The organism is Streptomyces sp. NBC_01283, from assembly GCF_041435335.1.
Lineage (GTDB): Bacteria > Actinomycetota > Actinomycetes > Streptomycetales > Streptomycetaceae > Streptomyces.
On sequence record NZ_CP108430.1, the window covers coordinates 2,369,201 to 2,386,150 of the forward strand.

16 protein-coding genes are annotated in these 16,950 nt (G+C 69.8%); 11 read left to right on the forward strand and 5 right to left on the reverse strand.

The window, feature by feature from the left end; translation table 11 throughout:
- The first annotated feature begins 65 nt into the window (after positions 1-65).
- Positions 66-1,091, forward strand: coding sequence for an AraC family transcriptional regulator (locus OG302_RS10740; protein ID WP_371526578.1), 1,026 nt, complete (start codon positions 66-68; stop codon positions 1,089-1,091).
- A 72-nt stretch (positions 1,092-1,163) separates the two neighbouring features.
- Positions 1,164-1,661, forward strand: coding sequence for a hypothetical protein (locus tag OG302_RS10745; protein ID WP_371526579.1), 498 nt, complete (start codon positions 1,164-1,166; stop codon positions 1,659-1,661).
- A 128-nt stretch (positions 1,662-1,789) separates the two neighbouring features.
- On the opposite strand, the gene OG302_RS10750 is transcribed toward OG302_RS10745, so the two are convergent.
- Complete coding sequence (locus OG302_RS10750) at positions 1,790-2,074, reverse strand: hypothetical protein (RefSeq protein WP_371750396.1); 285 nt, start codon at positions 2,072-2,074, stop codon at positions 1,790-1,792.
- On the opposite strand from OG302_RS10750, the gene OG302_RS10755 reads away from it, so the two are divergent.
- Positions 1,991-2,647, forward strand: coding sequence for a hypothetical protein (locus OG302_RS10755; protein ID WP_371750089.1), 657 nt, complete (start codon positions 1,991-1,993; stop codon positions 2,645-2,647). The two genes, OG302_RS10750 and OG302_RS10755, sit on opposite strands and share 84 nt — an antisense overlap.
- 43 nt (positions 2,648-2,690) lie before the next feature.
- Entirely contained in the window at positions 2,691-4,391 is a 1,701-nt protein-coding gene (locus OG302_RS10760) for a hypothetical protein (protein WP_371526580.1), read from the forward strand.
- Here the strand turns inward: OG302_RS10760 and OG302_RS10765 are convergent.
- Together OG302_RS10765 and OG302_RS10770 are read right to left on the reverse strand one after the other, a co-directional pair.
- Positions 4,363-4,773, reverse strand: coding sequence for an NUDIX hydrolase (locus OG302_RS10765; protein ID WP_371526581.1), 411 nt, complete (start codon positions 4,771-4,773; stop codon positions 4,363-4,365). The genes OG302_RS10760 and OG302_RS10765 overlap by 29 nt on opposite strands.
- Positions 4,774-4,798: 25 nt before the next feature.
- Entirely contained in the window at positions 4,799-5,677 is an 879-nt protein-coding gene (locus tag OG302_RS10770) for a radical SAM protein (protein ID WP_371526582.1), read from the reverse strand.
- Positions 5,678-5,928: 251 nt separating this feature from the next.
- On the opposite strand from OG302_RS10770, the gene OG302_RS10775 reads away from it, so the two are divergent.
- Together OG302_RS10775 and OG302_RS10780 are read left to right on the forward strand one after the other, a co-directional pair.
- Positions 5,929-7,131 carry a cytochrome P450 gene (locus OG302_RS10775; RefSeq protein WP_371526583.1) on the forward strand — a complete coding sequence of 401 codons (1,203 nt, stop codon included), beginning with the start codon at positions 5,929-5,931 and terminating at the stop codon, positions 7,129-7,131.
- 9 nt (positions 7,132-7,140) lie between these two features.
- Positions 7,141-7,332, forward strand: a complete 192-nt coding sequence (locus OG302_RS10780; protein ID WP_371526584.1) for a ferredoxin — start codon at positions 7,141-7,143, stop codon at positions 7,330-7,332.
- A gap of 36 nt (positions 7,333-7,368) precedes the next feature.
- On the opposite strand, the gene OG302_RS10785 is transcribed toward OG302_RS10780, so the two are convergent.
- Positions 7,369-9,912: a polysaccharide lyase family 8 super-sandwich domain-containing protein gene (locus tag OG302_RS10785; RefSeq protein ID WP_371526585.1), complete on the reverse strand. Its 2,544-nt coding sequence runs from the start codon at positions 9,910-9,912 to the stop codon at positions 7,369-7,371.
- Positions 9,913-10,091: 179 nt separating this feature from the next.
- Between OG302_RS10785 and OG302_RS10790 the strand changes: the two genes are divergently transcribed.
- The 5 genes from OG302_RS10790 (at position 10,092) to OG302_RS10810 (ending at position 16,152) form a co-directional block, all read left to right on the forward strand.
- Positions 10,092-10,688 (forward strand): chemotaxis protein CheB, encoded by a 597-nt coding sequence (locus OG302_RS10790; RefSeq protein ID WP_371526586.1) that lies wholly within the window; start codon positions 10,092-10,094, stop codon positions 10,686-10,688.
- The gene (locus OG302_RS10795) at positions 10,688-12,610 is read left to right on the forward strand and encodes a CheR family methyltransferase (protein ID WP_371526587.1); all 1,923 of its coding nucleotides are present in this window, start codon (positions 10,688-10,690) and stop codon (positions 12,608-12,610) included. The genes OG302_RS10790 and OG302_RS10795 overlap by 1 nt, the downstream gene beginning before the upstream one ends.
- Before the next feature lie 24 nt (positions 12,611-12,634).
- A complete protein-coding gene (locus OG302_RS10800) occupies positions 12,635-13,525 on the forward strand; it encodes an ANTAR domain-containing protein (protein ID WP_371526588.1) in 891 nt (296 codons plus the stop codon).
- A 132-nt stretch (positions 13,526-13,657) separates the two neighbouring features.
- Entirely contained in the window at positions 13,658-14,893 is a 1,236-nt protein-coding gene (locus tag OG302_RS10805; protein ID WP_371526589.1) for a hypothetical protein, read from the forward strand.
- Positions 14,881-16,152, forward strand: a complete 1,272-nt coding sequence (locus OG302_RS10810; RefSeq protein WP_371526590.1) for a hypothetical protein — start codon at positions 14,881-14,883, stop codon at positions 16,150-16,152. The genes OG302_RS10805 and OG302_RS10810 overlap by 13 nt, the downstream gene beginning before the upstream one ends.
- A 5-nt stretch (positions 16,153-16,157) precedes the next feature.
- Here OG302_RS10810 and OG302_RS10815 read toward each other — a convergent pair whose 3' ends face one another.
- Positions 16,158-16,838 (reverse strand): pyridoxamine 5'-phosphate oxidase family protein, encoded by a 681-nt coding sequence (locus tag OG302_RS10815; RefSeq protein ID WP_371526591.1) that lies wholly within the window; start codon positions 16,836-16,838, stop codon positions 16,158-16,160.
- Between the last annotated feature and the right edge of the window lie 112 nt (positions 16,839-16,950).

Below are 16,950 nucleotides of genomic sequence, written 5' to 3' on the forward strand. Positions count from 1 at the left end.
TCAGTGTCCGGAAGCACACCCGGCAGGAATTGACCCGGGACGACAGATCTTTGACCCTGGACGACATGTCCGTGATCAGATCGGCGGGGCTCCGTGGTTTCCGCGCCACGGTGGCGGAGCTCGGCGGCGACGCCGAGGCGTACGCCCGGCAGGCGGGCTGCCCCACGGCCGCGCTCGACGCGGACGACCTCCTGGTGCCCGAGGAGGCGATGGCCACCGTACTGGAGCTGGCCGCGGAGGATCTCGGCTGTCCTGATCTCGGCCTGCGCATCGCGGCCCGGCAGGACCTGGGCATGCTCGGTGCCCTGGCGCTCGCCATCCAGAACTCCGCCACTCTCGGGGACGCCCTGGAGTGCACCACGCGCTATCTGTTCGTCCACGCGCGCTCGCTGAGCCTGAGCCTGGAGCCGGATCCGTACGGCACTCCGGGGGTGGCCGCCCTGCGCTACGGCGTGCGCGAGGGAGTCGAGGCGCCGCCGCAGGGCATCGATCTCTCCCTGGGGTTCATGCACCGGGCGATCGTCTACCTGGTCGGCCCCTACGGCCTCGGCTCCGTCGAGCTGCCGCACCCGCTGCTCGCGCCTTTGCCGGTGTACGAGGACTTCTTCGGCGTCCCCGTGAAGGCGGACCGCCCCGCGGCCCTGCTGCGCGTCCCGCTCAGCCTGGCCGGCCGGCCCCTCGGCGGCGGCAACGCGCATCTGCGGCGCCTCGCGCTCGCGTACCTGGACGAGCAGCTGCCCGCCGAGCGTACGGACGTCGTCAGCGGGGTCCGCGCCGTGGTGGGGCGGTCACTTGGCACGTCGCCGCCCGAGATCGGGACCGTCGCCCGCCTGCTGAACGTCCATCCGCGGACCCTGCAGCGCAGGCTGCGCGCCGTGGGCACGACGTTCGCGGAGGTCATCGACGAGGAACGCCGCACCGCGGCGCGGCGCTACCTCACCGAGACCGAACTGCCACTGGGCCAGGTCGCCCTGCTCCTGGGCCTCTCCGAACAATCGGCGCTGAACCGCTGCTGCCGGCGCTGGTGGGGGGTGACGCCTCGGGCGGTGCGGGCGCACGGATACGGGACCGAGGAGCCGCCGGTCTCCTGAAGCACCTGGAACGCTTGGAGCACCTGAAGCGAACGCCTGGGCACCACCGAGGCGAGCCCTCATGCTGGCGGGGTGGGACTCAATCCGGCCGAAGCGGCGATCACCGGCACGACCCTGGGCGCCATCGCCTCGTTCTCCGGCGCCTGGCTCACCCAGCACGCGACGGACAGGCGCGAGCGCGAGAACAGGGTGTGGGCGCGGTGCATGGACGTCTACGAGGAGGCGATGATCGCCGTGCACCGGGTCGGCGATCTGCGCTCACAGTTGTCGGACACGGGAGACTGGCCGGACGGCACCGGCGCGGCGGTGAGCGACGTCCATGTCCTCGCGGCCCGGCTGGAGATCTACGCCACGGCTCCGGTCCTCGAAGCGCACTGGAACGCCCTCCAGGCGACACGTGCGTGGATCAAGGCGTGGCACGACTGGGACAACCAGGAGGGGACCAATCCCCGGGTCAGCCAAACGGACCCGCTGTGGCAGAAATTCACGGAGCACGTAAAGGAATCAGAGGATTCCGACCAACTGCTCCTGGGCATCCTGCGCGAGGAGGTGCACGGAAGGAAGAAATGAAGAAGATCGCGGTGCAAGGGGCGCCGTTTCCGGCGCACGCCCTCGGAGGGATCTCCTCAGGGATCTCCTCAACTCGGGTCCTGAGAATGTTTCTTGTGCGGTCACTCCCGCCCAGGAACCGTTCGTGGCTACCATTGAATATTCACGGCGCATGAGCAGTCGGCCTCCGCACAAGGCAGCTGCTCGTTCCTGGGATCGGACGGGGGGACGAACCCATGACGCATCACGAGCCGCACCAGAAGCACTTGATCCAGATATTCCGGAACAACGATCGCCTCGGCTCCGGTGTACGCCTCACCAGGCATTTCGCGCTGACTGCCGCGCACTGCCTGGGAGATGACAAAGAGAATCGTCTGCGGCCGGTTCTTCTGCGGCTCCCGGACGGCAGGCGTCTGGAGGGCGAGGTCCAGCAATTCGATCTCCTCTCCGACATGGCGCTAGTGAAGATCGTGTTCCAGAAGGGCGAGAAAGTACCGCTGCCGGGCATCCATTTCGATGCGGCACGCGAAGGAGAAGCGTGGACCGCGGCCCGCCGCGCTTCGGACAACGGCAGGCTGCGGGGAACCGTCAGCCACGTATCGGTCATCTATCAGAGCACGGGCGAGCAGACCGTCAACAGCCACCGGCTGCGGCCCCACGGTTCGTGCGACGACGTACGGAAGTTCTCCGGCAGCCCCGTCGACCGCGGAGTGCCCGAACCCGACCGCCCCGCGGTCGTCCTCGGGCTCCTCGTCGCACGGCCCGCCACCACGGACGCGCCGGAGGGCACGCTGTTCGCCGGCACGATCGACGAGGCGGTGCGCCGCTTCGACACCTTCAAGTTCCGCCCCGAACCACAACAGCCGCTGTCCGACTCCGAACGCATCTACGAAGTGCGCCAGGACCACGAGGCGGAAGCACTGGCCCGCAAGGACCGCACGGTGCCGGCCGGACTGGCCGCCGTGACCAGCTATGTGAACCTGCGCTGGCACCGGCCCCGGCCGTGACGAGCATGCCGCACACCATGGCGGCCCGCCTCCTGGAGGGGACATGACGACGATCGCGAACGTCAGCGAGGCGCTGGCGACTGCGGAGGACGCCTTGGAGGCGCACGGAACGGCCCGGTCCGACCTGAAGGAATCCCTCGCGGGATACGTGGAACGCCTCACCACGCCGGAGGGGCGCTACGCCCTCCTTCGGCCCCACGCCCGCCAGCACATCAATCTCGCGCAACTGCTTCTCGCGCTCGACCTGAAGGAACGCTCGCACGCGCTCGCCGCGGTGACCCTGCGTCACATGGAGCTGGCCGAGGCGGACCAGGAACTGTTCGCGGCCGACACCTGGAACGAACTGGGCTCGCTGCTCGCGGAGCACGACGATCTCGACCGGGCCCGCATGGTCCTGAACTACGCCCTCAACCGTGCGCAGCGCGCCGCCGCACCCGAACTGGCAAGGATTCTCGCCAATTTGAGCGCGGTGAGCCTGCGGGCCGGGCACTTGGAGGACGCCAAGGTCTGGGCGCAGAAGGCCGTCGCCGTCCTCGGCAAGTATTACGGCGGCGATCCGGAAGCACGGCTGACCGCCGACTGGGTGCGGGTCGAAGTGGCGTCGATCCGGCGCGACACCGCCGAACTCACCCGCACCTTGGACGACTTCGCGGCTTCGGTCGACTGGTTCACGAGTGTCACGGACGACGATGCCCCGAAGGCCGTCGCGGCTCGTTCGGCGCTGGCCCAGGCGAGGTTCCAGGCCGCCAAGGCCGTGCAGGACGAGGCGCGGATCGAGGCGGAACTCGGCGAGCTGGAAATCGCCCATCTTCGCGCCTCCGCGCTCCTCGGCGCCGATCACCAGGAGACGCTGGTCGCCCAAGCGGCGCTCGCCACGGCGGAGTTCGACGCGGCCGACGGCACGGCGTGCTGCGCGTCGCGCAGGCAGCAGGCGGTGTCCCTGCTCGACTCGGCCACCGCGAGGGCGGCGGCGACCCTTGGCCGTGACCACTCCCAGACGCTCGCCCTGCGTGCGGCGCTCGCGGACATGCGGGGTGCCACCGCACCGTCGGACGAACTCCCTTATCTCATCGAGCATGTCTACACGCCCCAGGAGAACAGCGCCCGCAACAAGGCCAAGGGGGACGCACTCCGCCATGAGCGCAATGTGATCAGGCTGGTCGCACACGCGGGTGCGTCCTTCTTCCTGAAGGACCTGAAGCTCTTTCATCCGCAGGTCATTCACGCCCTGAATCAGGGCAGTTACTTCTACGCCATCATCAGCAGCCCTTGGAACAACCTCGGCATTTTCACCAAGCACGATGCGACGGCGGAGCGCCCCAACTCGCACAACATCGTGGACATCATCGCGGCGAGCGACTACTACTCGAAGACTTTCCTGCATGTGATAGACGCCTACCGCACGCTGCGCGAGACATATCACGACCGGATCGAGTTACGGCTGACGCACATCGACATCCCCGGTTCGACCCTGCTCACCACGGACCGCGGGTTCTTCGAGCCCTACATCACGTCCAATCCGGAACGCAGGACCCGCCGCAAGCTCAATGTCCTCGAAGTGGAGTTCCACCAGGACAGCAGGTACTACGCGGACAGCCGGGCGGAATTCGACATCCAGTGGGAACTCGCCAGCACGCTTGACCAGTTCGAGGCGAGCGAGGACCAGCACAAGACGGCGCTACGGGACGCGGTGCGCGCCCAGTCGGACGACCGGTTCAAGGGAGATGGAGAGCCCCGTCCCTGATGCTGCGGAGCACGCCCGCCGAGCCGATGAACAGCGGGTCGGGCAGCGCGTCCAGGTGCCAGAACTCCCAGCGCAGGCACCGCTCGGGCTCAAGTACCCGGGGTTCGCCGGTGAAGTCGAGGATCTCCACGCCGACCTGCATGTGGTGATTGGCCGCCGGGTCGGGGTCGGTGACGCAGGCGACGCGCGTGCCGAGCGCGCGCAGGCCCGTCTCCTCCGCCAGCTCACGGCAGGCTGCGCCGGCCAGCGACTCGCCCACTTCGAGATGCCCGCCGGGCAGTCCCCAGGTTCCGTCGCCGAAGGTGTTGGCCCGCAGGCCGAGCAGCACGCGGTCGCCCGCGCGGACGATCGCCTGGACCCCTACACGTACCTGTGCCGTCATCGCGGACTCCTCACGTGTCCGGCTCTCACATGTCCGGGCTCTCGTCCGGGTAAGTGCCGGTGAAATTCTCGACGTTCCTGGCTCCCTCGACCGGGGCGGGCAGTTCGGCGAAGCTCTCCGAAAGCCGGTCGAAGAAGTTGCCGATGCGCCGCTCCCCGCCCTCGTCGACGACGACGACCTCGCAGTCCGGGTCGATGAAGAAGTAGCTGCCCGTGCGGGTGCGATTGCGGTATACCCGCAGGGTGACGCCGCGCTCGCGGGCGGCGTCCGCGCACCGGTGGACCACGTCCTCGAACTCCTCGTCGCCGATGGAGAGCCAGCCCCGGTTGTCCGCACCATAGTTGGTTTCGGACATTTGGTACACCTTCCACACGTCGGGCAGGCAGTTGTCGTCGATCAGGCTCAGGACCTTGGGCGCCCCTTTGACGTTGAGCCTGGTCACGACCGTGCCGAGCTTCACCTTGACGTGCCCGTGGTTCCGGCGCACCTCGCCGAGCAGGGCGAGCATCCGCTCCCGGTGCGGCGCCACGCCGGTGCGCAGCGCCCGGTGCTCGTCCGCGTCGGCGGACTCCAGGGGCAGCGCGATCCAGGACAGGTGGGGCAGCACGCGCTCCATCGTCCGCAGCGGCGCGAGGCCGTTGGTACTCAGAACGATCTTCGGGGAGCCGCCACCCTCGCCGGGTTCACGCAGCACGGCAGCGAGCTCGTCCAGATAGGGGAGCAGGGTCGGCTCACCCCCGGAGATGACGACCCCACGCACACCCGCGTCCTTCAGCGCCGCCGCGACCTTGAGCGCGTCACCCCGGGACATGGTGGGGACTTCATGCCTCGGACCGAAACAAAAGGGACAGTCGAGGTTGCATCGCCCAATAGGTCGCATGTCGACGAAGGCGGGGATGAGCATGGGGGGACCTTAGCGACCCCTGAGGCCAAAGGCCGGGTGAATCCCCCAAGGAGTCACCCCCGAACACCTGCGCTCAGCACGCGCCCGTCCCGCATCCGCGGACGCGACCCGATTGAGCGGACGGGGCGATTCCGGCCAGATTCCCGGGGCGAAAGTGACGCCATCTGGCTTGTCTTGTCGTGGACCAAGTAGATGCCCCAGGCATCCAATGGAAGAGGTAAAAGGAGCCCCTCCGCTTGTGAGGTAAGTCCATGACGGAATCAGTCGCGTCCGAACCAGTCGCCTTCCCGCAGGACCGCACCTGCCCCTACCGCCCGCCGGAGTCGTACGAGCCGCTCCGCGAGGCCCGGCCGCTCGCCCGGGTCCGCCTCTTCGACGGGCGGTCCGTATGGGTCGTCACCGGCCAGGGAACCGCCCGTGACCTGCTCGTCGACCCACGCCTCTCCACCGACCGCGAGAACGAGGCGTTCCCCGCGCCGACCGAACGCTTCGCGAAGGTGCGCAACCGCAGCGTCGCCCTGCTCGGCGTCGACGACCCCGTGCACAACAGGCAGCGCCGCATGCTGATCCCCAGCTTCTCGGTCAAGCGGATCGCCGCGCTGCGCCCCCAGATCCAGGAGACGGTCGACCGACTCCTGGACGCCATGGAGGCCAAGGGGGCACCGGCCGAGCTGGTCGGCGCGTTCGCGCTGCCGGTTCCGTCCATGGTGATCTGCGCCCTCCTCGGCGTGCCCTACGCCGACCACGAGTTCTTCGAGGAGCAGTCGCGCCGCCTGCTGCGCGGCCCCCGCGCCGAGGACACCGAGCGGGCCAGGGACGAACTGGACGCGTACTTCCACGCGTTGATCGACCGCAAGACGCGCGAGCCCGGTGCCGGGCTGCTCGACGAGCTGATCCACCGGCAGCTCGCCGAGGGCGCGCTGGACCGCGAGGAACTGGTCAGCCTGGCGACGATCCTGCTGATCGCGGGCCACGAGACCACGGCGAACATGATCTCCCTGGGCACCTTCACCCTCCTCCAGCACCCCGAGCAGCTCGCAGAGCTGCGCTCCGAGCAGAGCCTGATGCCCGCCGCCGTGGAGGAGCTGCTGCGCTTCCTGTCCATCGCGGACGGCATGCTGCGGGTGGCGAAGGAGGACATCGACGTCGCCGGCAGCACCATTCGCGCGGACGACGGCGTCATCTTCTCCACCTCCCTCATCAACCGCGACGGCGCGGCCTACGAGACGCCGGAGGAACTGGACTTCCACCGTGCCGACCGCCACCACCTCGCCTTCGGGTTCGGCATCCACCAGTGCCTCGGCCAGAACCTCGCCCGCGCCGAGATCGACATCGCCCTGCGGACGCTCTTCGAGCGGATGCCGGACCTCCGCCTCGCGGTGCCCGCGCGCGAGATTCCGTTCAAGCCGGGCGACACCATCCAGGGGATGCTCGAACTCCCCGTCATTTGGTAGGAGTTGAGCGTGCGCGTAAAGGTAGACACGGAGCGGTGCGTGGGCGCGGGCATGTGCGCGCTCACCGCCCCGAGCGTCTTCACCCAGGACGACGACGGCTTCAGCGAGGTGCTCCCCGGGCGCGAGGACGGCGGCGGCGACCCGCTGGTGCGCGAGGCCGTACGGGCCTGCCCGGTGCAGGCCGTCACCCTCGACGAATGAGGACCGGCACGGGCGCCGCGGGCGGCCCGGCCGCCGTCAGTCCCGCAGCGTCACCGTGAAGCTCCGCCCGTACGCGTGGTGGGTGTCGACGTCGATCCGGGTCCCGCCGTGGGCCCGGCTCACCCGCACCCCCTCGTCGGCCCGCGCCGCCCGCAGTGGACGGCCGCGGAGCAGCACGCTGATCCTGTCGCGGTTCATCGTCGGGTCGGACACCGCCACGGTCGTCGGGCCGCGCCGCTCGCGGCGTACGAGGACCGAGGCCGGGCCGTCGATGTGGAGACCGGCGGCCTCGTGGCGGCCGGCCGTGAAGCTGTTCGCGGCGGTCAGGCCGAGCCCGGCATGGCCGACCGCCTGCAGCCGCACCGTGTTCGCGAGGACCTTCAGCGGCTGCCCGCCCCGGTACGACCTCAGCCCGGCCTCGCCCGCGTTCGGCACCAGGGCGTAGGCGAGGGAGACGGGCCGGGCGCCCGCCGCCCGGTCCACCGTCACGCCGAGGACCGTGCGCGTCACCGCGGTGTCCGGGTTCGCGGTGCGGACGACCCGGCGGCTCCGGGTGACCTTGTCCAGGGCTACCCGCACCTGCGGGGTGTCCAGGAAGACGTAGCCGACGGAGGTGCGCAGCGTGGCGTTGGCGTAGCGCAGCCACCGGAGGTCGGCCGTGCCCGCGCCGGTCCACGGGCGGCCGTCACGCAGCTCCCCCGTCACGGAGACCTGGTCGTCCGGCGCCGCGGTCCTGGCGTCGACCGTCGTCGTCACGGCGCGCCCCGCGCCGTCGCCCACCCCCGCGGCGAGCACCACGATCTCGTCGTCGAGCAGGAACCACGACTTCGTCGCCGTGGCGTTCCGATAAACCACGAAGTCGTCCGGCAGCAACGCACGGTCGCGGAAGGCGACATCGCTGGACTGCACCATCCCGGCCGCGCCGTACGCCCCGAGGACGGCGCCACCCGAGTACGGGTTCGTGCCGCGCGGGAAGTAGACGTACTTGTTCTGCGACTCGGACGAGGAGGTGAAGTTCAGGGGGTGGCCGGGGTTGTCGTAGTACGGCTTTCCGTACAGCTCGGGGATCGTCCCGCGACGCTCGACCGGCGCGGTGACCCCGGCCAGGCCGTACGGCGAGACCGTGGTGAAGTAGTCGACCCCGTACGCCTGCGTCTGGTCCTGGCCGGAGAGATAGAGGTAGTAAGCGCCGTCGCCCTGGAACCACGGCATGAGGTTCTCGCCGCTCATGTACTCGTACTTGCTGATCCGGTCGGAGCTGCGCGCGAGCGCGAAGGCGTAGCCCGGTCTGCGGTGGACGGTCTTGTCCATGGCGTTGAAGGCGACGCTGCGCGACGCGGGATTCAGGTCGGCGGGCGGCACCGACGCGTCGCCGATGATGTCGGCGTAGCGCACGATGCTGACCGGCGAGACGAAGCCGGTCGGGTTGAGGGCGGCGCGCGAGGTCGACCGGATGTGCTTCACATAGCTCTTCAGGGCGGTGGCCTCGGCGCCCGTGGACAGGGAGGAGAGGTCGACGACGGCCTCCACGACGACCGCGACATCCGTGTACCCGCCGTCCGGTCGCGACACCGCGCGCCCCTTGACGATCTCCATCATCCAGCCCTCGAAGATGAGCGGCGCGAAGCCGTCGCGCACCCATCCCCGGACGGTCGGCACCAGCTCCTCGCCGTGCGCGAAGCCCGTGCCGTCGAGGATCTTGAGCGTCTGCACGACCCGGGTGAGCAGGCCCTTTCCGTACGAGCCCGTGTACGCGACGGAGGCGTGCTGGATGAAGGAGCCGTCGGCGTAGTAGCCGTCCGTCACGCCGTGGTTCAGGCGGTAGGGGTCGATGGTGACGAAGACCGTGAGCTGGTCGGTGAGGGCCTTGCGGATGCGGGCCTCTCCCCCGGCACCGAGGAGCGCGCCCTGGAGGATCCGGTTGGTGGTGATGTCGGCGAGGTTGGCTCCGGTGTGGAACCGCGAGTCCAGGTTCACGTCGCCGTCGGTGCCGTTGCGCAGATAGGCGTCCATCGAGGCGACGTACGTGGTGATGAGGGCGGGCCGGTAGGTCCGCACCTCGTCGACGAGCAGGGTGAGGGTCTTGCTGACGTGCTGGGAGATGCCGATCTCCCAGTTGAACCAGTTGCCGTAATACCCCTTGGACTGGTCGCCGTAGTGGCGCTCGTGCAGCCAGACCAGGCCGTCGATCACGCGGTGCTGCACGCCGGTGTTCCCGTGCAGGTCGGAGAGGGAGCCCGGGGTGCGGGTCGCGAGGGCGATCTCGTACAGCCGTTTGAAGGCCGTGTTGAGGTTGGCGTCGTCCGTGCCGAGCGTCAGTCCCGCGAAGAGCTCGCCCTCGCCCGCGTCGTCCATCGACTTCAGGTTCGTCCGCGCGGTCCTGTCGATCGCGGCGAGCTTGGCGGCCGTCTCGGGGCGCGCGTTGGACTCGGTGGTCCCCGCGAAGACCGCCACGGTGTTGTCCAGGAGGCGCGCGGTGTCCGCGGCGGCCGCCGCGGCGCTCGCCGGCAGCGTGGGGATCACCGCCAGGAGACCGGCGGCCGAGAGAGCGGACAACAGGCGTCTGCGGGTGATCTCCATGGCGTCCTCCGCCGGTGCGTTGGCGATGTGGCGTTCTGGTGCTCTGGTCCTTTGGCGTCCGGGTCTTCCGGCGTTCGGGGCGGGCGGAGTCAAGCAGATGCCCCGACCGTCGACAAGGGCCGGTGCCCGGCCGTCCATGTGCAGCTTGCCGGACCACCAGCGGCTAGGCTCGTCATGTGATGTCGGAACAGCACGCTTCAGGGCCGTACGCCGTCGTGGCTGTCGCGTCATCAGCCGGCGGCATCCAAGGCCTGGCAGCCCTCCTGGGCGGCCTCGGCCCTGAACTGACCGTGCCCGTGCTGGTGGTCCAGCACCTCGATCCACGCCACAGGACCCTCCTCGCCGAGGTGCTCTCGCGGCGCACGGAGCTGGCTGTGAAGCTGGCGGGGGACCAGGAGCACGTGGAGCCGGGGACGGTGTATCTCGCGCCGCCCGGCCTGCACCTTCTCGTCGGGCCCGACGGGGTTCTCGCCCTGTCGGGCAGCGACCCCGTGCACTTCGTGCGCCCCTCCGCCGACCTGCTCTTCGAGTCAGTGGCCGACTCGTACGGGTCGCGGGCCATCGCCTGCGTCCTGACCGGCACGGGCGTGGACGGCGCGATGGGCGTGGCCGCGGTCAAGCACCGGGGCGGCACCGTGATCGTCGAGGATCCGGAGACCGCGCAGTTCGCGGGGATGCCCCGGGCGGCGGTCGACACGGGAGCAGCGGACTTCGTACTCCGTCTTGAGAAAATCGCCGCGGCGGTTCGCGGACTTGTCGAGGACAAGAGGCAGTGATGAGTGAGTCGTCCGGCGCCGGTACCGATGAGGGCGCCGAGCCGCGGGCCGGACACCCCGAGCGCGCGCCCGGCCCAGCTGTCGACCAGGGGTTGGAAGACCTGCTCGGCTTCATCCGCGACTCGCGGGGATTCGACTTCACCGGCTACAAGCGGTCCACTCTCGGCCGCCGCATCCGCAAGCGGATGGACGACGTCGGCACGCGTGACTACGCCGACTACCGCGATCTGCTCGAGGCCGACACGGTGGAGTTCCGCACTCTCTTCAACACGATCCTGATCAACGTCACCTCCATGTTCCGCGACCCGGAAGCCTGGGAGCTTCTCCAGCGTGAGGTGGTGCCGGAGCTGATCGCGGACCTGGGTGCCGACGACGAGATCCGGGTGTGGAGCGCGGGCTGTTCCAGCGGCGAGGAGGCATACTCCCTGGCCATCATCTTCGCGGAGGCGCTCGGCATCGAGGAGAGCCTGAACCGCGTCAAGATCTACGCCACGGACGTCGACGAGGAGGCTCTGCGCGATGCCCGCGCCGGGCAGTACCCGGAAAGGAGCCTCGAATCGCTCGCGGTCGAGCTGCGCGACAAGTACTTCGAGGAGCATGACAACCAATACGTCTTCCGCCCCGACCTGCGGCGCCGGGTGATCTTCGGCCGCCACGACATCACCCGCGACGCCCCGATCTCCCGCCTGGACCTCCTCGTCTGCCGCAACGCCCTGATGTACTTCAACGTCGAGGCGCAGGCCCAGATCGTCGACCGCTTCCACTTCGCCCTGCGCGAGGGCCGCTACCTCTTCCTCGGCAAGGCCGAGATGCTCCTGAATGACAGTGAGCGGTTCGAGGCGGTCAGCATCCGCCAGCGCGTCTTCCGGCGCCGGCCGGGCGGCAGCGCCGCTCCCTACCCCTCGATTCCCGTGAAGATCAGACCCGGTGTGGGCATCGAGATGCAGGCGGCCACACGCACCCGCCAGCTGCGCGACCTCATCCTCGACGCGGCTCCGGGTGCCGCTGTCGCCCTGGACGGCGACGGCATTCTGGTGGTGATCAACAACGAGGCCCGATCCCAGTTCGGCCTCACGGCCCATGACGTGGGGCGCCCCTTCCAGGACCTGGAGCTCTCCTACCGGCCCACCGAGCTCCGCTCCCTGATCGACCAGGCCATCCATGAGCGCCGGACCTTGCGGGTGAACGGCGCCGAGCGGCGCATCGGCAACGAGATCCAGTACTTCGACATCGTCATCCAGCCGATCGTGAGCGGCCCCGGCCTTCCGGTCGCCACCAACATCACGTTCACGGACGTCACCTTGGCCATGCAGCTCAAGGCCGAGGTGAAGCGCGTACGCGAGGATCTGGAGACCGCGTACGAGGAACTCCAGTCCACGAACGAGGAACTGGAGACCACCAACGAGGAACTCCAGTCGAGCATCGAGGAGCTGGAGACCACCAATGAAGAGCTCCAGTCCACGAACGAGGAACTGGAGACGACGAACGAAGAGCTCCAGTCCGGCAACGAAGAGCTCGAAACCATGAACGACGAGATGCGCCTGCGCACCACCGACCTGGACGAGGCCCGCGCCTTCCTGGAGGGCGTGGTGAGCAGTATCGCGGCGGGGGTGGTGGTGCTCTCCGCCGACATGCGGGCCAAGAGCTGGAACCGCGGCGCGGTCGACCTGTGGGGGCTTCGGCCCGACGAGGTCCTTGGCGAACACTTCTTCGCCCTGGACTTCGGGCTCCCCACCGACAGCCTGCGCGGGATCGTCCAGGAGTGCGTCGCGTCCGGTAAGCGCGCGGGCCCGGTGACGATCCCGGCTGTGAACCGCATCGGGCGGAGCATCAACTGTTCGATCATCTGTTCTCCGTTCGATGGCCACAACGGCGGCGTCGTCCTCCTGATGGAAGACGTCGCCAACGGGGAGGGCAGCTGACGGCCCCGGTCGTATTCTGTGAACATGAGCGCCATGCAGGACAGTTCACGCTCAGGTGACGGCCGGGCGGACGCCGCCTGGCAGCGTGCTGTATCGGCGGGCGAACGCGCGACGCTGGCATCGGTGACCGCCGAGCGGCACGAGAGGCTCTACGCGCAGTCCGGACGCGAGTTCCACGCGAAGATGGCGACGCGGCACCGCGCGGTCGAGGAGCGGCATCGCACGGCGGCCAGGCTCCAGGAGACGTACGCCCGCCGGGTAAGGGCATGGGCGGCGGGCCGCACCAACACTCCTCGCGCGGGAAGCGAGGAAGAACACCGCCCTTTGTTCATGGCCGGGGTCGCGGAGGCCTGCGGGACGCTCAGCGCCGCGCTCGCGCTCGTCGGGGTGGATCTGAATCAGCTCGCGGTCGCCGCTTCGGACCGGCCTTCCCGCGGCGCCCAAGATCTGGAGTACATCCTGACTTCGGGCCCCGGGCGTGACGCGACCCGCAGCCGCCGTGCGGTCCACGCGTCGGGGGCGGACCTGGAGAGACGCTGGCCCGGCTATGGCTCCGGCCTCGCGGCTCTCGGCCTGAGCTCGGTCGCCGCGCTGCCGCTGCGGGTGCCCAGTGGCTGCCTCGGGGCACTCACCGTCTTCGATCCCCCGCCCGCACTGGTCCGGGCCGGGGCTTTCGACGCCGTCGCCGACGCGCTGACCAAGTCCGTCCTGCTCGGCCCGGACGCGGATCCGGGCCTGTACGGCGGCACGGATCTGCGGGCGGTGGTCCACCAGGCCGCGGGCGTGCTGTCCTATCAGACGGGCAGTTCGGTCGATGACGCCCTGGCTCTCATCCGGGCGCGGGCGTACGCCGTGGATGAGTCACTCGATTCGGTGGCCCGGCGGGTCATCTCCGGGGAACTGAAGCTCGCCTGACCCTCGTCCGGGAGGCCCGCCCCCGGTTGATAGCGTCACTCCTCTGATCTTGACATGTCATCTCGACGTCTCGCCAAGACGAGTCGTCTCGACCTGTCGTCGTGACGTGGCTCGCGGGGGAAGGGGAGCGCCATGCCCAGGGTGCGTGAGGTCCGGAGGCGTACGTGGCTGATGGTCTCCGGAGTGGCCGTACTCGCGCTCGCGGCCACCGGGACCGGGATCGCCGTCTCGCAGTCTCAGGGGCGTGACGACCGCATCGCCGCCAACCGGGACCAGCTGAACCGGGCCTGCGCGGGCCTGCTCCCCCAGCAGCTGAGCTCCTTCGTGCCGGACGACTCGGCGGGTGTACTGGACGAGTACGGCACGCTCCTGACGTCACGGCAGCAGAGCAGGGCGCTGCTGGACTGCACGCTGTCATGGGGCGGTGACGCCGGCGGCCGTGAGCCTGACGCACAGGTGCGGGTCCGGGCCGAGGCCGTGCTCGGCAAGACCCAAGCGCCGACCGGAGACTTCGAACTGCCCCTGCCGAGCGGCACGTTGGGCGGCACAGGCTCCAGCGAGTACCGGCTCGACGGCAGTCAGGTGTCGGCCACCCTGCTCACCGAGTGCCCGAAGGGGCTGAGCGGTCGGGTCCGGCCGTCGAAGGACCTGCTCGTCTCCGTGGACCTGCCCTCACGCGCCGACAACGAGTACGACATCCCCAGGTCCGACCAGCTCCTGGCGTCCCGTACCGCGGTCCGGGTCGCCGACTGGGTGAGCCGTGAACAGGGCTGCGGCACAGAGCCGTTGGCCGATGCCGGGAAGCCGAAGAGCGCCGACGCGCTCTGCGACTGGCTCTCCCCCCAGGCCCTGCGGTTCGCGCGGGGCGACTGGCGGTTCGACGAGAACGACACGGTGTACAGCGAGCGCGCGGGGGCGTGCGGCGGTAAATGGGACGACACGGCAGGCTGGGCCACCGATCTGAAGGTCACGGCGGCGGGCGCTCAGAGCTGGTCCGGTGTCCTCGCGCCGGGCGCGTACGAGAGCTTCGGCGACAGCGGATACGTCCCCGGGACCGAACAGAGCCGCCATGAGCGGGGCCCTGAGGGCCAGTTGACCTTTGACATGCCGGGTGACGATCCGCTGCTCGCGCTCTGGGCGCGGTCGGTGTGCGACGGCGGTCCGACGTTCCACCGGGTCACGGTCACGCCCGCCCTGGACTTCCGGCACCAGGACGAGGTCGTCGTGGACAAGAAGGAATGGCAGCGGATCTCGGCGGACGCGCGGGCCGTGCTCGACCGCTATCTGGCCGCGGACGACGGCTGGCCCCGGCGCTCGCACTGCCGTGACACGGAGATCATGGGAGAGGTGGAGCAGTGGCAGGGCTGACCTGGCGGTCCGGGGCGGGAAGGAAGCTCACCACGGCGGCCGGGGCGGTGTTCGCCCTCGCGCTGGTGGCGGGCGGGTACTTCTGGTTCAGCGGGGGCTACGACCGGTGGGTGGCGCAGCGCCTGGTGGCCGGTGCCTGCGACGGGGTGCTCCCGGCCGCCGAAGTGCGTGACGTACTGGGCGAGGGGCCGTTCCAGGACGATACGCGCGACCGGGCGGAAGGCGAGCTGAGCGATGCCTCGCTGCGCGTGGACTGCACGATCGCCCGCGACACCGAGCACCCCACGGGCACATCCACGCGCGTCGGCTCGGTGAAGGTGAACGTGCGGGCGGTGCCGGAGCGGGTAGCGAAGGACGACACCGGCTTCGCGGCGCGGGAGCGGCGGCGCGAGGACTTCACCGGCGAGTACGACGGGGTCTACCCGGACGTGTACCCCTCCCTGCCGCCGGTCGCGGTCGGCCCCGGCTGGAACGGCGTCTTCTCCGCGGACGAGGCGAGCGGCGGCGAGGCGTCGGCCACCACCGCCGTCGTGCTCGACTGCGCGCGCGGCCGTGGCGGGCTCCTGGTCACGGTCGACGCCAAGGACGAAGGTGTGACCCTCGACGCCCCCCGGCAGCGCACCGCCTTCGCCAGGATCGCCACCACCACGGCGGCGAACGCCTCCGGCCACTGGGGCTGCGACGCCGACCTGGGCAAGCCCCCGCGCACGGTGGCGCTGCCCGTGAACTCGGACGAGGCGGTGCCGCCGGCCGATGCCACCGCGTCCTGCCGGGGCGTTCCGGGGCGTGGCTCCGAGGTCGCGCGGGCATGGGAGGGCTCGCGGCGCGGAACGCCGGTCGAGGTCTGCGTACTGGGACCCGGGACGGTGAGGGGAGACGGCCTGCCGGTCGCCAGGTCGACCGACGACGTGGGCGGGCACTATCGGCTGAGCGCCTCCTACGGCCCGTACGCGCAGGACGAGCGGTATCGCTACCAGGACCGCTACGACTACATGGCGCAGGACCGCATCCCCGGCGTGGCGCCCTCCGGCCGCCTCCCGGAGGGCGGCTACTGGGTGAGCGCGGAGTGTGAGAAGGGCGGTGAGCGCGCCCTGTTCACCGTCGAGCCGCCGGGGTCCCGTTCCCCCTCGTACCAACGGGACGAGAAGGACAAGCCCACGCCTGCCGACCGGGCCTATCAGCGCGCCGCGCTCAGGGCCTTCGCGGAAGGCTCGGCGAAGGCGCACGGCTGCGGGACGCCTGATTCCGTCAAGCCTTGACCTGATCAGCCGTGCCGCGTCCCGCCGCGCTCGGCGATGTGCGGCGGGACGGCGATGCCCGGCGGGAGCAGCGGGTCGGTGACCGGGGTGCCCCAACTGGCCGTCAGGGGAAGGTTTCCGGCCCAGATGCCGAGCTCCGCGTCCGGCCCTTCGCCGTCGTCCGGAGGGCCCGCGCTCGTCTTGACCGAGGCCTCCTCCAGGGAGAGCGCGAGCAGCGTCGTGGCGGCGAGTTCCTTGCGGCTGGGGCGCCTGGCGTGGTCCCACTGGCCGGGGGCCGCGTGTTCGGTGAGCAGGCGCAGGCCCGTCAGCTTCTCGTCCGGGTCGGTGACCTTGCGGGGGACGCCGTAGATCATCGCGCTGCGGTAGTTGACGCCGTGCTCGAAGACGGAGCGGGCCAGGATCAGGCCGTCCACGTGGGTGACGGTGACACATATCGTCGCGCCGGAGTCGGTGGCCAGGCTGCGACTGGCGACCGAGCCGTGCAGATACAGCTGGGTGTCGTCGCGGCCGTAGACGGTGGGCACCACCATGGGGTGGCCGTCGATGACGACGCCAAGATGGCAGATGAACCCCGCATCCAGGATCGCTTCGAGGTCGGCGCGGTCCAGGCTGCCCTGTTCGCGCAGGCGGCTGTGGCGGGTGCGGTCGGTCTCCGCGAGCGTGGTCTGCTGCTTGCTGGTGTTCACACCTCCGCAAGCTACCGATATCGCGCATGAAATGCCATACATCAACGAATTACAGCCGAGACATCGACGGCATACGACGAAATCCGCATCCCATGCACCTTTCGTCCAACCC

Bases quoted from the DNA above. Each gene is read 5' to 3' on its own strand.
- OG302_RS10740 (WP_371526578.1), top strand. From the start codon at position 66: ATGTCCGTGATCAGATCGGCGGGGCTCCGTGGTTTCCGCGCCACGGTG.
- OG302_RS10760 (WP_371526580.1), top strand. From the start codon at position 2,691: ATGACGACGATCGCGAACGTCAGCGAGGCGCTGGCGACTGCGGAGGAC.
- OG302_RS10765 (WP_371526581.1), bottom strand. From the start codon at position 4,773: ATGACGGCACAGGTACGTGTAGGGGTCCAGGCGATCGTCCGCGCGGGC.
- OG302_RS10770 (WP_371526582.1), bottom strand. From the start codon at position 5,677: ATGCTCATCCCCGCCTTCGTCGACATGCGACCTATTGGGCGATGCAAC.
- OG302_RS10775 (WP_371526583.1), top strand. From the start codon at position 5,929: ATGACGGAATCAGTCGCGTCCGAACCAGTCGCCTTCCCGCAGGACCGC.
- OG302_RS10785 (WP_371526585.1), bottom strand. From the start codon at position 9,912: ATGGAGATCACCCGCAGACGCCTGTTGTCCGCTCTCTCGGCCGCCGGT.
- OG302_RS10790 (WP_371526586.1), top strand. From the start codon at position 10,092: ATGTCGGAACAGCACGCTTCAGGGCCGTACGCCGTCGTGGCTGTCGCG.
- OG302_RS10795 (WP_371526587.1), top strand. From the start codon at position 10,688: ATGAGTGAGTCGTCCGGCGCCGGTACCGATGAGGGCGCCGAGCCGCGG.
- OG302_RS10800 (WP_371526588.1), top strand. From the start codon at position 12,635: ATGAGCGCCATGCAGGACAGTTCACGCTCAGGTGACGGCCGGGCGGAC.
- OG302_RS10805 (WP_371526589.1), top strand. From the start codon at position 13,658: ATGCCCAGGGTGCGTGAGGTCCGGAGGCGTACGTGGCTGATGGTCTCC.